This is a genomic window from Amycolatopsis sp. MtRt-6 (assembly GCF_017308975.1).
Lineage (GTDB): Bacteria > Actinomycetota > Actinomycetes > Mycobacteriales > Pseudonocardiaceae > Amycolatopsis.
The window spans coordinates 224,752-239,555 of the sequence record NZ_JADWPD010000007.1 but is presented as its reverse complement, the minus strand read 5'-3'; the positions used below and the strand labels follow the sequence as shown (position 1 = coordinate 239,555).

Below are 14,804 nucleotides of genomic sequence, written 5' to 3'. Positions count from 1 at the left end.
CCGGCGACACCGTGCGTCCACATCGGACGCTGGGTGCCGCCGGCCCGATGCGCAAAGGCTAGGTTCGCGCGGTTCCCGGTGGGTAGGGGAACTGTTCCCGCCGATCCGGGAATCTCGGCGGCACGCACCGCTCCGCGGCGAACACCTTGACCAGCGTGGGAATCGCGTAGCGGCCGGCGACGTCGGCGCGCCGGAGTAGCCCGGCGTCCACAATGGACTCCAGGAGCTCTTCGGCGGTCTCGGTGGCGATGCCCAGCGCCGCGGCGATGCGGGCCGGCGTCGTGCCGTCGGAGCCGAAGTGGTGGACGGCCGCCCGCCCCGCGGCGGAAAGGCCTTCGTACGCCGCGGTGAACCGGTCGCGGACGTGGACGTCCCCGACACCGAGGCTGTCCAGCAGCCGTTCGCGGCCGGCGAGCCGGGCGGCCGTGGCGGCGATCGTCCATTCCGGCCGCACCGCGATCCGGCGCCCGAGGACGCTGACGGCCAGCGGGAGATCGCCGCACAGCGCGGCGATCGCGTCCGCGGCGGCGTGCTCGGCGTGGACCCGGTGCTCGCCGGCGATCCGCCCGAGCAACGCCACCGATTCCGCGCGGGCGAAGGCGCCCAGCTCGACCCGGTGCGCGTCCTCCAGGGCCGGCAGCCGCGCGCGGCCGGTCACCACGACCTGGCTGCGCGCCGTCCGCCCGAGCAGCGGGCGTACCTGCGCCTCGGTGCCGGCGCCGGTCAGCAGCACGAACAGCCGGTGTTCGGCCAGCAGCGACCGGTAGAGGTCGACCCGGTGCACCGGGTCGTCGGGCACGAGGTGGGCCGGCACACCCAGGGCCCGCAGGAACCCCCGCACGATGTCGTCGGTCGTCCGGGCGCCCGTCCCGTTGCCCAGGTCCGCGTAGAGCTGCCCGTCCGGGAAGTGCGCGGCGACCTCTTCGGCCAGCCGCACCGCGAAGGCGGCCTTGCCGGTCCCGATCGGACCGGTGACGAGCACCGGCCCGCCCGCCTCGATCGCCCTGGCGGCGGCCGCCAGTTCGGGTGCCCGCCCGACGAAGGTCCTCGAGCCGGGCGGTAGCTGAGCCGGCCGCACGGCCTGGGTGCGCACCTCCTGGGCAACGCTCCGCCAGCGCCGTTCCCACGCCCCGCGGTCACCACCGCACGCGGCCACGAACGCCAGTGTCACGGCCAGGGTCGGCAGCCGCCGCCCGCTGGCCGCGGTGGACAGCACGGACGGCGCGAAGTGCGCGGCCCTGGCGAGTTCCCGGTACCCGGCGTTCCCGGCCTGGTTGCGCAGCACCCGCAGCTCGTGAGCGAAGGCGGCGACCGGCCCGGCGGTGGGATCCAGCGGGCGTTCGGGGCGACCCATTGCCATCTCCCTCTGCCTGAGCTCATTGCTAAAGGGGCGTTGAGCTTTGCTACAGATACAAAGGGAAACCGGGCCACAGTGGATGGCCCGATCGGCGTAACCGCGGTGGCCGGAAACGACGCCGTTTCCGGCCACCGCACCGGGCTACGCGCCGTGTGCAAGCGTTCCGGCGGCGGTGTCACGGCCGAGCCGGCGCGAGGGCTGCCTCCACTTCGGCCGGTGCCGGCCCGCCCGCGCGGGCGCCGGGTGCCGTCACCGACAACGCCGCCGCGACGTTCGCCGTGCGGACCGCTCGGTCCAGTGGGTCGCCCGCCGCGAGGCGGGCTGCGAGCACCCCGTTGAACGTGTCGCCGGCGCCGGTTGTGTCGACCACCTTCGTGCGGTGCGGTGCCACGTCGACCGGGGACTCGCCCGGCAGTACGTATCGCACGCCCTCGCCGCCCAGTGTCACCACCACCGGCGCCCCCGTCCGCGCGGCGAGCGTCGGGAGGTCGGGCGCCAGTTCGGCGGCCTCGCCCCGGTTCGGCGTGAGCACCGGGCCGTGCCGCAGCAACTCCGCGACGACCGGGACGACCGGGGCCGGGTTGAGCACGCAGCACACCCCGGCCGCGGTGGCCTCCTCGACGGCCGCCGCGACCGCCGCCTCCGGGATCTCCGTGCTCACCAGCACGCAGCCGCACGACGGGAGCACCGCCCGCAGCGAGGCCCGAACCCGGTCCGGATCGACGTGGGCGTTCGCGCCGGCCCCGACGGCGATCTGGTTCTCGCCCGCGGCGTCGACGACGATCACCGCGGCCCCGGTGGGCACCTCGGCGAGCCGCTCGACGGACGCGACGTCGACCCCGGCTTCGGCCAGCTCGGCCAGCGCGCCCGCGGCGACGTCGTCGGTGCCGACCGCGCCGATCAGCCGGACGTGTGCGCCGAACCGGGCGGCCGCCACCGCCGCGTTCGCGCCCTTCCCGCCGCCGTGGCGGACCATCGCGGGCCCGACCACCGTCTCGCCGGCCCGGGGCAGCCGGCCGGTGACGACGACGTGGTCGACGTTCACCGCGCCGACCACGACGACGGATCCGGTCACCACGCCACCCCCGCCCGCAGCAGGACGTTGGCGTACGGCGTCGCGTCCCCGGTGCGGACCACGAACCGGCACTGCCCGAGCCGGTCCTTGAACTCCGGATGCGGCAGCAGCTGCGGCTCGACGAGTTCGCCGAGCGCCCGGTGGACGTCCGGGTTGGCCTCCACCACGTCCTCCGACGCCCACGCCGCCTCGACCGTCACCTCGGCCAGCAGCGGACGCAGGACCGTGAAGAAGTCCGGTGTGCCGTAGACGACGCCGAGGTCGATCACCTCGACGCCGCCGGGCACCGGCAGGCCCGAGTCGCTGACGGCGAACAGGTCGGTGTGCCGCAGCTGCGCGAGCGCCCGGGTCAGCTGCCCGTTGATCAGGCCGGTGCGTTTCACGCGGCCTCCGAGATGGTTCCGGTGATCAGGCCGACCAGCTGGTCGCCCGTGACGCCGTCGACCGGACGGCGCGCGACCGCCCGCCCGCGGCGCAGCACCACGACGGTGTCGGCCACCCGCATCACCTGCTCGAGGTCGTGGCTGATGATGAGCACGGTGACGCCGCGGTCGCGCAGCGACAGGATCAGCTTCTCCACCGCCGCCGTCTCGCGGACGCCGAGGGCCGCCGTCGGCTCGTCCATGATCACCATCGACTTGCCCCAGGTGACCGCGCGGGCGATGGCGATGCTCTGCCGCTGCCCGCCGGACATGCGCCGGACCGTCGTGCGCACCGACGGCACATTGACGTCGAGCCCGCTGAGGATGTCGCGGCTTTCGCGGATCATCCGGGGCCGGTCGAGCACGCCCAGCAGGGGCACCGGCCGCAGCAGCTCGCGGTTGAGGAACAGGTTCTGCCACACCGCGAGGTCGTCGATGAGGCCGAGGTCCTGGTAGACCGTCTCGATGCCGAGGTCGCGCGCCGCCTGGGGCGAGGAGAGCCGGATCGGCTCGCCGCGGAAGAGCAGCTGCCCCTCGGTGGGCGGGTGCACGCCGGTGAGGCAGCGCACGAGGGTGGACTTGCCGGCGCCGTTGTCGCCGACGATCGCGGTGACCTCGCCCTCGGCGAAGCCCGCCGTCAGGCCGTCGAGCGCCCGCACGGCGTCGAACGACTTCACCAGGTCGCGGGCCTCGATCAGGTACTTCGTCTCTGTCATGTGCCGCCTCACTTCCGGAACCGGGCGAGCAGCGCCGCGAGCAGCACCACCGCGCCGACGGCGATCGTCTGGAAGTACTGGGAGATGCCGATGATCGTGAAGCCGTTGACCAGGCTGGTCAGCAGGACCGCACCGGTCACCGAGCCGACGACCGACGCCTTCCCGCCGAACAGCGACGACCCGCCGAGCACCACCGCGGCGATCGAGCTGAGCAGGTAGTTGGTCTGCAGCGACGGGTCCGCGCCGCCGTTGCGGGCCACCAGCATCACCCCGGCCACGCCGCAGAGCAGGCCGGACGCCGCGTAGGCGGCCAGGCGCACCCGCCGCACCGGGATGCCGGAGCCCAGCGCCGCGTCCGAGCCGCCGCCGACGGCGAGCAGGTGCGTGCCGGCGCGGGTGCGGAACAGCGTGAACCACACCAGCACCGCGGCGGCCAGCGCGATCAGCCAGAACCAGCGCACCGGCCCGATCCCGTCCAGCGCGATCGCCTGCAGGAACGGCGAGGACACCGCGACCGTGTTGCCCTCGGTCAGCAGCAGGGTGATGCCGCTGACCACGCTCAACGAGCCGAGCGTCACGATGAAGTCGGTCATCTTCAGGTAGCCGACGAGGAACCCGTTGACGACGCCGACGACGACGCTGCCCGCGATCGCGATCAGCATCGCCAGGCCCAGCGGGACGCCGGCGGTCGCCGTCGCGCCGAGCAGCGCGGCCGCCCACGGCAGGTTCGCGCCCACCGACAGGTCGATGCCGGCCACCACGACGGCGAACTGCTGGCCCAGCGCCAGCACGGCCAGGATGGAGGAGGCGACCAGCAGGTCGCCGATGTTGCTCAGGGTCAGGAAGTGCGGGGTCGCGATGAAGAACGCGACCCACACGACGACCAGCGCTCCGGGTGCGGCGTAGTCGGCCGCGCGGGCGAGGTCGAACGAACGCGGCCGGGCCGCCGTCGCCGTCATCCGGCGACCAGCGCGGCGAGCGGGTTGTCGAACGGCGCGAACGGCTTCGGGAACGAAGCGAGCTGCTGGTCGACGACCGAGTTGTCGATGAACGCGATCGGCGCGACCACGCGCTGCGGGATCGGCTTGCCGGCGTGCGCGGCGATGCAGGCCTGCACCGCGAGCTGGCCTTCGGCGTACGGGTACTGGGTGATCGTGCCGTAGAGGTCGCCGTTCTTGACCGAGGCGAGGGCGTCCTTGATGCCGTCGACCGAGATCACCTTGATCTTGCCGGCCAGCCCGGCGTTCTTGATCGCCTGGACGGCGCCGAGGCCCATGGTGTCGTTCGCGGCGAAGATGCCGGTGATGTCCGGGTGGGCCTTGAGGATCGCCTCGGTGACCTGCAGTGCCTTGTCCTGCTCGTAGTCGGCCGGCGCGCGCTGGACGATGTCGAGCTTGCCGCCGGTCGCCTCGGTGAAGCCCTTTTCGCGGTTGATGCCGTTCTGCTCGCCGGCGATGCCCTGCAGGATGACGACCTTGCCGCTGCCGCCGAGCGCGGTCAGCATCTTCTGCCCGGCCAGCGTGCCCGCCGCGATGTTGTCCGAGCCGATGAACGACGCGTACGAGACGCCCGCCGCGCTCGATGCGGCCGGGTCGATCTGCGAGTCGAGGTTGAGGATCGTCTTCTTCGCGCGCGCCACCGGCACGAGCGGGGTGATCACGTTGCTCGCGTTGACCGGGACGACGCCGAAGCAGTCGTAGCCCTGGCCGGCCAGGGTGGAAATCTTCGCGTTCTCGCCGTCGGCGTCGGTCTCGGACGTGCCGGCCTGCACGTTGACCTCGACGCCGCGCTGCTTGCCCTCGGCCAGCGCGCCGTCGCGCAGCGCGGCCCAGTACGGGTTGGTGAAGTTGCGGGTGACGATGGCGATCCGCGGACCGCTCGCCTGCTTGGTGTCGTCACCACCGCGGCCGCAGGCCGCGGTCATCCCGGCGACCGCGGCGGCCGCGACCGTCACCGCGACGATGCGGCGAAGGTTCCAGCTTCCCATGAGTGTTCTCCCTGGTCCGAGCGATTCAACTCGTGTTGATTCTTGGGTGTGGACACGGGCTGAGGCGCCGTCAACTCGTGTTGATGAGGCATCCTGTGCTCTGGCACACTGCTTGTCAAGATTCGGGGGTCAAGACTCGGGCTCGAAGAACGGAGTTCTCGGATGGCGGTGACGCGGGCGGACGTCGCCCGGCGGGCGGGGACGTCTCCGGCGCTGGTCAGCTACGTGCTCAACGACGGGCCCCGGCGCGTCGCCCCGGAGACCCGCGAGCGGATCCTCGCCGCGATCGACGAGCTCGGCTACCGCCCCAACACGGTGGCCCGGTCCCTGCGGATGGCCCGCGGCCACGCGCTCGGGCTGGTCATCCCCGACAGCGCGAACCCGTACTTCGCGCTGCTCGCCCGCGCGGTCGAGGAGACGGCGCACCGGTTCGGGTACCCGCTGCTGGTCGGCAACGCCGCCGACGACGAGACGCGCGAGCTCGGCTACCTGCGCGCGTTCCTGGACCGGCAGGTGGAGGGTGTGCTGGCGATCCCGTCGACGACGGGCCCGGCCCTGCGCGCGGAGTACGCGAAGATCCCGACGCCGGTGGTGTTCGTCGACCGGTCGTTCGGCGAGGGGGACCTGCCCACCGTCGTGGCCGACGCGGTCGACGGGGCCCGCGAGGTCGTCGCCCACCTCATCGGCCACGGCCACACGCGGATCGCCTGCCTGAGCGGGCCGGACGTCTCGACCTCCCGCGACCGCGTGGCCGGGTACGAGCGGGCGCTGGCCGAAGCCGGGCTCGCCGCCCTGCCGGTGCTGCGCCGCCCGTTCGGCGGCCGGGCCGGCTACGAGGCGCTCGAAGCGCTGCTGGCCGGACCGCACGCGCCGACCGCGTTGTTCGTCACCAGCGACCTCGCCGCGCTCGGCCTCCTGCGGGCCGCCACCGACCACGGCCTGCGGGTCCCCGACGACCTCGCGGTCGCCTCGTTCGACGGCATCGAGTACGCGGCCTACACCAGCCCCGGCCTCACCACGGCCGAGCAGCCGATCTTCGAGATGGGCAAGCTGGCGGCCGAACTGCTCGTGGGCGCCCTCGGCGACGAACCGCGCCCGACCGGGCTGCACACCCTGCCCACCCGGCTCACGACCCGCGGCTCGTGCGGCTGCGCCGACTCGTTCGTCCGGTCGTCGAACCTGCTGGAGTGACCGGCCGAGGTCACGCGCCTTCGCGCAGCCGGCGCCGCAGGTGACGGCCGCCCACCAGGAGCACGGCTCCCCCGGCGACGACCAGGCCGGCCACCGCCAGCACCGCCCCCAGTGACGCCGGTGCCTCCGGCGTGGCCGCCGCCGCGCTCGGAGCGATGGTCTGGATCGGCACGGCACCGCCGTCGTTCGGGGCGATCGGGGGCCGGATCGCGCCCCACGGCTGCTTTTCGCCCCAGGCCATCGGAGCCGGGGGTGGCGTGACCGCCAGCCGTCCGGGCACCGTCAGCGTGCCGATTTCGTAGTCGGCGAAGACACCCTGCCGCGCCGACACCCGCCAGCTCCCGTCGTGGGGCAGGGCGATCGCGGTCGCGTAGTGCGCGGGTTCGCGCAGGGCGACACCGGGGAACACCACGGGCTCGCCCTGCGCGGGCGTGAAGACGAGCGCGGTCGCGCCGAGTTCTCCGTCGCTGACGTGGGAACCGTGCTGCAGCACCCAGTAACCGACGGTGTAGGGCTGTCCGGCCCGGAAGGTGTCCGGCAACGGGTCGGGGTAGGTGACCGCCCAATTGCCCGCCCACGCGCTGGGCACCGGCACCAGCATGGCCACCAGGACGGCACCGAGCAGGGAAGCGAGTCGCAGTTTCATGTCCGCCCTACACCGCCGGGCGCGAACCGGTTCCCGGGGAACCTCGCGGCCGCGGCCGGTGTAGAGGAGGGTGAAACCACCGGCGGGAAGGGGCGGACGACGGACGACGACGAAGTGGTGGCCCGGATCCGCGACGGCGACCCGGCGTCCTACGGGACGCTGGTCGACCGGTACACCGCGCTCGCCCACCGGACGGCCTACCTGCTGGGCGCCGGGCATGAAGCCGAAGACGTCGTCCAGGAGGCGTTCGTGAAGGCTTTCCGGGCGCTGCCGTCGTTTCGCGGTGGCGCTTCGTTCCGCGCCTGGCTGCTGCGCATCGTCGCGAACGAGACCCACAACCTCGTCCGCTCCCGGCGCCGGCGCGCCGCGACCGAGCTGCGCGCCGCGAGCCTGGAACCGGTCCCCGACGGCGATCCGGCGGCACGGGCGCTGTCGGACGCCGCCGGCGCCGCGTTGCTCGACGCGGTGCGGGCCCTGCCCGAGAAGAACCGGGCCGTCGTGGTCTGCCGGTACTTCCTCGACCTCACCGAAGGCGAGACGGCGGAGGTGCTCGGCTGCCCGCGGGGTTCGGTGAAGTCGCGGGCGCACCGCGCGTTCGCCCGGCTGCGGGAGCTGCTGGCCGAACCGGCCAAGGAGGCGGTCGGTGACTGATCCCCAGGACGCGCGGCTGGCCGCCGCGCTGCGTGAGCTCGGCGACCGCCTCGACGTGCCGCCGGCCCCCGACGTGCGCGAGGCCGTCCTGGCCCGGCTGCCCGCGCGGCCGCGACGGCGTCCGGTGCTGCCGCGCTGGGCCACCGTCGCCGCGGCGCTCCTGCTGGTATTCGCCGCGGCGGTCACGTTCTCCCCCGCGGTGCGCGCGACCGTGACCGACCTGCTGCGGTTCGCCGGGATCGAGCTGCGCGGCGAACCCGGTCCCCCGGTGCGCGGCCAAGGCCTGCTCCCCGGCGAGCGCTCGGTGGACCTCGCCGACGCACGCCGGCTGACGGCGTTCCCGATCGGGGCCCCGGCCGCGCTCGGGCCACCGGACGACGTCCGGATCACCGGTGATCCGACGCGCGTGGTTTCGTTGCTGTACCGGGGCGGCGCGGTCCGGGTCGACGAGTTCGACGGCCGGCTCGGCCCGGTGTTCGAGAAGTTCCTCGGCATGTCCGGCGGCCGCCGGGTGAGCGTCGCCGGGGAACCGGCGATCTGGATCGACCGGCCGCACGAGCTGATGTACGTCGACCGGGCCGGGGAGTGGCACACCGAAACGGCCCGCCTCGCCGCGCAGTCGCTGGTCTGGCAGCGCGGCGAGGTCACCTACCGGCTCGAAGGCGCGCTCACCTTCGAGGACGCCGCGAAGATCGCGGCGACGGTCTCGTGAGCGTCAGCGGACGCCCGCGACGCTCGCGACGCGGGAACTCCTGCGGCTCAACGCGTACGCGGCGATCGCGGCGGGCACGAACATCACCGTGCCGTAGATCCCGGCCGGGACGGCCATCGGCTCGCTGCCCAGCACCGACATGGCGAGCGTGATGGCCAGCGCGGCGTTGTGGATGCCGATCTCCATCGCCGACGCGATCGCCTGCCGCCGCTCCACCCGCAGCAGCCGCGGCACGCCGTAGCCGACCGCCAGGCTCAGCACGGAAAGCAGCAACGCCACCGGCCCGAGCGTTTCGCTGTTGTCCAGCAGGAGCCGGAAGTTCCCGGCGATGGAGAACGTGACCGCCAGCACCAGCACGACGACCGACGCGATCTTGACCGGCTTCTGCATCTTCTCGGTCCAGCCGAGGTAGCGGTGCCGGACCCACATCCCGATCGCCACCGGGACCAGCACGATCGCGAACATCTGCAGCAGTTTCGCGGGCTGCAGCCCGATCGACGCGTCGCCGGCCATGAACTGCGCCAGCGACCAGGCGACCACCACCGGCAGCGTGAACATCGCGAGGACGGAGTTGACCGCCGTGAGGGTGACGTTCAGCGCGACGTCACCACCCGCGAGATGGCTGAACAGGTTCGCCGACGTCCCGCCGGGCGAGGCGACGAGCAGCATCATCCCGACGGCCAGGACGCCGTTGAGCCCGAACAGCACGACCAGCCCGTAGCAGATGGCGGGCAGCACGACGATCTGGCACGTCAGCGCCACGATGGCGGCCTTCGGGTACTTCACCACCCTGGCGAAGTCGGCCAGGGTCAGCGACAGGCCGAGGCCGAACATCACCAGCGCGAGCGCCACCGGCAGAAAGATCGAGACGATCTGCGCACCCATCCGAACCTCCGCGAGTTCAATGCGAGAACCGGCTGCCAATCCTGCCCCCAGGCGGGCGCGGTGGTTCTCCTCGCGTGCCTTGAATGACCGATTTGTGACCTTCGCCCGGCGAAAAGGGTCGTCACCGGGCCGCGAGCCGGCGGATCAGGGCGGCGGTGGTGGCGCAGGCTTCCTCGGTCACGATGTGCTCAGTGCCCGGCTCGATCTTCAGGTCGAGCCGGGCACCCGCGGCCTCGAACAGCCGGCCCGTCTCCACGACCCGGTGGGCCGGCACCCAGGGGTCGTCCTCGATGCTCCGCAGCAGCACCGGCACGCCGTCGAGTTCGGTGCCCGTGGGCGGCTCGATCGGGTCGGGGCCGATGAACCCGCCGGTCAGCAGCACCGCCGCGCCGAGCCGCCGGGGCCGGGTCAGCAGCAGGTGCGCCAGCAGGCAGGCGCCCTGGGAGAACCCCAGCAGCACCAGGTTTCCGGCGTCGGGCAGGGCGTCGACGCGGGCCTCGATCGCCGCGAGTGCGTCGTCGAGCTGGGGCTGGTTGCCGGGCAGCGGCTGCAGGAACGGCAGCGGGTACCAGCTGCCGCCCGCCGCGGCCGGGGCGACGAACCGGGCCGGCAGCGGGCCGAAGCGCGTGGTGAGCTCACGCATCACCTCGGGCTCGTGCCCGCGACCGTGCACGGCGAGCACCACGACCGCCGCCTCGGGCGGGCCCCACGTCAGGACCCGCCCGCCGAGGTGGGGGTTCACCGCTCAGCCGTCGATCGGCTCGAGCGCCGCGAGCAGCTCCTCGCGGCGGTCCTCGAACTGCTCGGGCAGCTGGAACCGCTGCCCCAGCTCGTGCGGCGATTCGTCGCAGTCCCAGCCACCGTCGGCGTGGGTGACCGCCAGCTCGAACAGCGCACCCGCCGGGGACCGGACGTAGACGCTCTTGAAGTACTTGCGGTCCTTCAGCTCCGAGATGTCGGTGTAGCCGCGGCCCTCGACCTCGAACTTCAGCTCGTCCTGGTTCGCCAAGGTGTCGGCGTTCCAGGCGAAGTGGTGGTGGGTGCCGGCCCCGTAGTGCCACGTCCCCTGGTCGTCCGCGCGGTTGACGGTGATCTCGAGGTGGTTGCCGTGGGCCTGCTTGCCCAGCTGCACCGCGATCCGGTCGCCGTCCTCGGCCAGGCCGTCCTGGGCGTAGAAGGTGTCGTTGGCGAACTCGACCGTGCGATCGGGAGTCGTCACGTGCACGCCGAGCCCGTGCAGGCCGTGGATGGCGTACTCCGGCGGCACGCCGTGGCCGGCGTGGCCGACCCGGTCGTCACCCTCGTTGGCGACGAGCACGTACTCGATGCCGCAGGGGTGCTCGAACGCCAGCCGCCGCCGTCCGAAGACCTCGACGTTGCGGACCTCGACGTCGTGCTCGGTCAGCCGGCGGTGCCAGTGGTCGAGGCTGCCCTCGGGCACCGACAGCAGCACTTCGCGGCTCTGGTTGGTGCCGCGCTTGCCGTACAACCCGGCCTGCGCCCACGGGAACGTCGTGACCACGCTCGACGGATCGCCGTTCGCGTTCGCGTAGTACAGGTGGTAGATCGGCACCGAGCCGTCGAAGAGCACGGTCCGCTTGATGAACCGCATGCCCAGCACCTTGACGTGGAAGTCGACGTCCTCCTGCGCCCGGCCGACCGACAGCGTGATGTGGTGGGAACCTTCGATGTAGGCCATGCCCCACGTTATGAGCGGCGGGCCGCCCCGGACATCGGCGAAACGTGCACGCCGATGTCGCCGATGTGCACGACGGCGCGCCCGGCGTACCCTGGCCGCGTTGCCCGAGTGCCCCCAGGAGCGACCATGGCCGGTACGTTGAGCCTGATCCCCACCGGGCACGCCGTGCCCCGCACGGCCGCCAAGGTCGGCCCCGGCGTCTGGGAACAACAGGTCAACACCGGGGTGTCGCTGCACTTCAGCTTCGAGTTCGACAACCCGAAGGCCTTCGCCGGGTCCATCGCCCACCGGGCCGTCGGCGAGCTCGGCCTGTTCGGCGTCACCTGCCTGCGGCACACCGTCCACCGCCGCCCCGACGACCTGACGCGCGCCGCCGACGCCTCCTTCCTGCTGACCCTGCAGCTCGCCGGCACCAAGCAGCTCACCCAGGACGGCCGGGCCACGACACTGCGCGCCGGCGAGTTCGCGCTCTACGACTCCGAACGGCCGCTGACCCTCGACGTCAGCGACGACTACCGGTCGGTCAACGTGCGCTTCCGCAAGACCGCGCTCGGCGCCCCCGACGCCGCGGCCTTCACCCACCTGGTGGCCCGCAGGTTCTCCGCCGACCACGGCATCGCGCCCGTGGTCTGGTCGGCCATCCTCGGCCTCGGCTCGCTGGCCCCGGACTGCCAGTCCGCCGGGATCCTGGTGGCGGGCAACGTGCTCGACATGACGGCGACCATGCTGCGCGCCCACGCCGGCGTCGCCGGGCCGGCCGGTGACGACGACCGGCTCCGGCGACGGCAGGCCGTGCAGGCCTGCATCGACGACCGGCTGTCCGATCCGGACCTGCGCGTCGACACCCTCGCGGCGGCGTGCTTCGTCTCCGTGCGCCACCTGCACGCGCTGTTCCACGGCAGCGGCCACACCGTGGCCGGCTGGATCCGGCACCGCCGGGTGGAGGCCTGCAAACGCGACCTCGCGGACCCGGCCGCCCACGCCGTCCCGGTGGCGGCGATCGGCGCCCGCTGGGGGTTCACCGACCCGTCCCACTTCGGCCAGGTCTTCAAGGCCGCCACCGGCCTCACCCCGGCGGAGTTCCGCCGCCGGGCGCTCAGGTGACGGTGAAGCTCGCGGTGAGCGTCGCCGCCGAGCTGTTGCCGACGTAGACCTGGATTTCGCCCGGCTCGACGCGGAACTTCGCGGCATTGTCGTAGAAGCCGACGTCGTCGGGAGTGAGCGTGAACGACACCGTCTTCGCCGCGCCCGCCGCCAGCGTCACCCGCTCGAACCCGCGCAGCCGCCGGACAGGCTGCACGATGCTCGCCACCGGATCCCGCAGGTACAGCTGGACGACCTCGTCGCCGGCGCGGGTACCGGTGTTGGTCACCCGCGCGCTCACCTGGACGCGGCCACCGCGGGCCGGCATCCGCGTGGCCGACAGGCGCAGGCCGTCGATCCGGAACGTCGTGTACGACAGTCCGTGGCCGAACTCGTAGAGCGGACCGGACTCGAGGTCGAGGTACTTCGACGTGTACTTGTTGGCCGGGTCGGCCGGGCGCCCGGTGTTCTCGTGGTTGTAGTAGATCGGCACCTGCCCGACCGCGCGCGGGAAGCTGACCGGCAGCTTGCCACCGGGGTTGACCGTGCCGAACAGGACGTCGGCGACCGCGTGGCCACCCTGCACACCCGGCGCCCACGCTTCGAGGATGGCGGGCGCGGTGTCGTGCAGGGACGAGATCGTCAGCGGACGGCCGTTGACCAGCACGACCACGAACGGCTTCCCGGTTTCCTCGATCGCCGCCACCAGCTGCTGCTGCACCCCGGGCAGGTCGATGTCGCTGCGCGCGGCCGCTTCCCCGCTCATCGCGGCGGTTTCACCGACCACGACGACGGTCACCTCGGCCGCGCGAGCCGCCTGCTGCGCGGCGGCGAACCCGCTGGTGTCGGTGCCGTCGACGGTGCAGCCGGCGGTGTACGTCACGGTCGCGCCGGGCACCGCCGCCCTGATCCCGTCGACCACGGTGACCGGCGGGGTCGTCCAGGCGCCGGTGCCCAGGCCCGCCCATGTGCCGTTGAGGTCGTAGGTGGCCGCGCCGAGCGGACCGACGACGGCCACCGAACCGACGGTCTTCGCCAGTGGCAGCACCGGCCCGTCGTTCTTGAGCAGCACCATGCACCGCCCGGCAGCCTGCCGGGACGCGGCGAGCGCGGCGGGAGAAGGCGCTTTCACCTCGCCGGCCTCGTCGACGTACGGGCGGTCGAACAGCCCCAGCCGGAACTTGACCAGGAGGATCCGGCGGACGGCGTCGTCGATCTGGTCACGGGTGATCCGGCGCTCGGCCAGCAGCCGCGCCCCGAACCGCACGTAGTTGGTGCTGACCATTTCCATGTCGACGCCCGCGGGCAGGGCCGCGGCCGCGGCGTCGGCGCCGTCACCGGCGAGGCCGTGCAGGATCAGTTCCTCGACGCCGGTGTAGTCGCTGACGACGAACCCGCGGAAGCCGTAGGCGCCCTTGAGGACGTCGTGCAGGACGTAGCCGTTGCCGTGGGCGGGCACGCCGCTGATGGTGTTGAAGCTCGCCATCACGGTCGCCACCCCGGCTTCGACGCTCGCCTTGAACGGCGGGAGGTAGAGGTTGTGCAGCCGCTGCAGCGAGACGTCGACGGTGTTGTAGTCCCGGCCGCCCTCTGCGCCGCCATAGGCGACGAAGTGCTTGGCGCAGGCGGCAAGCCGGTCCGGGGCGGCGATGTCGTCACCCTGGTAACCGCGCACCTTGGCGACGGCCATGCGCGCGGCCAGGTAGGGGTCCTCACCGGAGCCTTCGGCGATCCGCCCCCACCGCGGCTCGTGGGTGACGTCCATCATCGGGGCATAGGTCCAGTGGATCCCACTGCGCCGGGCCTCCCCCGCGGAGATGGCGGCGTCGGTGCCGGACACAGCGGGGTCGAAGCTCGCGCCCTGGGCCAGCGGGATCGGGAAGTTCGTGGTGTACCCGTGGATGACGTCCAGACCGAAGATCAGCGGGATCCGCAGCCGGGTCCGTTCCACGGCGATGCGCTGCAGCGCGTTGAGCTTCGCCGCGCCCACAACCGAGAAGACACCGCCGAGCCGCCCGGTCGCCAGCGCGGCCCGCGCGGCGTCTTCGGTACCGACGAGCTGAAGCTGGCCGAGCTTCTCGTCGAGGGTCATCTTCGCAAGCAGCCCCTCGACACGGGGATCACGCTCCGGCCGGCCGCTTTCCGCAGCGGCGGCCGGAGCGAGCAGCGCGGCCACTCCCCCGGCGGTGAGGAGACCACCGACCCCGGCGAGCAGACTCCGCCGGTTCACCCCATCGGCGGTTGCCGTGGCTTCGTGACTCTCGGGCTGTTCCATGGCGAGACCCTTTCGCGAGAGAACGAGACCAAACAGGGTAACCACGAACACACCGCGACTGCGGGCTGAAAGTTCCCGCCGATTCGATCACGTGATTGCCGGTCA

At 72.8% G+C, this 14,804-nt stretch carries 15 protein-coding genes; 4 read left to right on the top strand and 11 right to left on the bottom strand.

Going from position 1 to position 14,804, the window contains the following annotated elements; genetic code table 11:
* Window positions 1–58: 58 nt before the first annotated feature.
* The 6 genes from I4Q55_RS15265 to I4Q55_RS15240 form a co-directional block, all read right to left on the bottom strand.
* Window positions 59–1,354, bottom strand: coding sequence for an ATP-binding protein (locus tag I4Q55_RS15265; protein WP_242545995.1), 1,296 nt, complete (start codon window positions 1,352–1,354; stop codon window positions 59–61).
* Window positions 1,355–1,532: 178 nt separating this feature from the next.
* A complete protein-coding gene (locus tag I4Q55_RS15260; RefSeq protein WP_206788415.1) occupies window positions 1,533–2,432 on the bottom strand; it encodes a PfkB family carbohydrate kinase in 900 nt (299 codons plus the stop codon).
* Window positions 2,429–2,815 (bottom strand): D-ribose pyranase, encoded by a 387-nt coding sequence (gene rbsD, locus I4Q55_RS15255; RefSeq protein ID WP_206788414.1) that lies wholly within the window; start codon window positions 2,813–2,815, stop codon window positions 2,429–2,431. The genes I4Q55_RS15260 and rbsD overlap by 4 nt, the downstream gene beginning before the upstream one ends.
* Window positions 2,812–3,570, bottom strand: a complete 759-nt coding sequence (locus tag I4Q55_RS15250) for an ATP-binding cassette domain-containing protein (RefSeq protein ID WP_206788413.1) — start codon at window positions 3,568–3,570, stop codon at window positions 2,812–2,814. Before I4Q55_RS15250 ends, rbsD begins: the two co-directional genes overlap by 4 nt.
* An 8-nt stretch (window positions 3,571–3,578) precedes the next feature.
* Entirely contained in the window at window positions 3,579–4,529 is a 951-nt protein-coding gene (locus I4Q55_RS15245) for an ABC transporter permease (protein ID WP_206788412.1), read from the bottom strand.
* On the bottom strand, window positions 4,526–5,557 hold the full coding sequence (locus tag I4Q55_RS15240; RefSeq protein WP_206788411.1) for a substrate-binding domain-containing protein: 1,032 nt from the start codon (window positions 5,555–5,557) through the stop codon (window positions 4,526–4,528). Before I4Q55_RS15240 ends, I4Q55_RS15245 begins: the two co-directional genes overlap by 4 nt.
* A 162-nt stretch (window positions 5,558–5,719) precedes the next feature.
* Here I4Q55_RS15240 and I4Q55_RS15235 point away from each other — a divergent pair, with 162 nt between their 5' ends.
* Window positions 5,720–6,748, top strand: coding sequence for a LacI family DNA-binding transcriptional regulator (locus tag I4Q55_RS15235; RefSeq protein WP_206788410.1), 1,029 nt, complete (start codon window positions 5,720–5,722; stop codon window positions 6,746–6,748).
* Window positions 6,749–6,758: 10 nt separating this feature from the next.
* On the opposite strand, the gene I4Q55_RS15230 is transcribed toward I4Q55_RS15235, so the two are convergent.
* A complete protein-coding gene (locus I4Q55_RS15230) occupies window positions 6,759–7,394 on the bottom strand; it encodes a hypothetical protein (protein WP_206788409.1) in 636 nt (211 codons plus the stop codon).
* A gap of 117 nt (window positions 7,395–7,511) precedes the next feature.
* Between I4Q55_RS15230 and I4Q55_RS15225 the strand changes: the two genes are divergently transcribed.
* Both I4Q55_RS15225 and I4Q55_RS15220 read left to right on the top strand, forming a co-directional pair.
* Window positions 7,512–8,045, top strand: a complete 534-nt coding sequence (locus tag I4Q55_RS15225; RefSeq protein ID WP_206788408.1) for an RNA polymerase sigma factor — start codon at window positions 7,512–7,514, stop codon at window positions 8,043–8,045.
* Window positions 8,038–8,757: a hypothetical protein gene (locus I4Q55_RS15220; protein WP_206788407.1), complete on the top strand. Its 720-nt coding sequence runs from the start codon at window positions 8,038–8,040 to the stop codon at window positions 8,755–8,757. The genes I4Q55_RS15225 and I4Q55_RS15220 overlap by 8 nt, the downstream gene beginning before the upstream one ends.
* A 3-nt stretch (window positions 8,758–8,760) precedes the next feature.
* On the opposite strand, the gene I4Q55_RS15215 is transcribed toward I4Q55_RS15220, so the two are convergent.
* From I4Q55_RS15215 to I4Q55_RS15205, 3 genes are all read right to left on the bottom strand, one after another.
* Window positions 8,761–9,642, bottom strand: a complete 882-nt coding sequence (locus tag I4Q55_RS15215; RefSeq protein ID WP_206788405.1) for a bile acid:sodium symporter family protein — start codon at window positions 9,640–9,642, stop codon at window positions 8,761–8,763.
* 121 nt (window positions 9,643–9,763) lie between these two features.
* On the bottom strand, window positions 9,764–10,384 hold the full coding sequence (locus I4Q55_RS15210; protein ID WP_206788404.1) for an alpha/beta hydrolase: 621 nt from the start codon (window positions 10,382–10,384) through the stop codon (window positions 9,764–9,766).
* A gap of 3 nt (window positions 10,385–10,387) precedes the next feature.
* Entirely contained in the window at window positions 10,388–11,341 is a 954-nt protein-coding gene (locus tag I4Q55_RS15205) for a VOC family protein (RefSeq protein WP_206788403.1), read from the bottom strand.
* Window positions 11,342–11,467: 126 nt separating this feature from the next.
* On the opposite strand from I4Q55_RS15205, the gene I4Q55_RS15200 reads away from it, so the two are divergent.
* A complete protein-coding gene (locus I4Q55_RS15200) occupies window positions 11,468–12,445 on the top strand; it encodes a helix-turn-helix domain-containing protein (protein WP_206788402.1) in 978 nt (325 codons plus the stop codon).
* On the opposite strand, the gene I4Q55_RS15195 is transcribed toward I4Q55_RS15200, so the two are convergent.
* Window positions 12,438–14,699 carry a glycoside hydrolase family 3 N-terminal domain-containing protein gene (locus I4Q55_RS15195; protein WP_242545994.1) on the bottom strand — a complete coding sequence of 754 codons (2,262 nt, stop codon included), beginning with the start codon at window positions 14,697–14,699 and terminating at the stop codon, window positions 12,438–12,440. The genes I4Q55_RS15200 and I4Q55_RS15195 overlap by 8 nt on opposite strands.
* Between the last annotated feature and the right edge of the window lie 105 nt (window positions 14,700–14,804).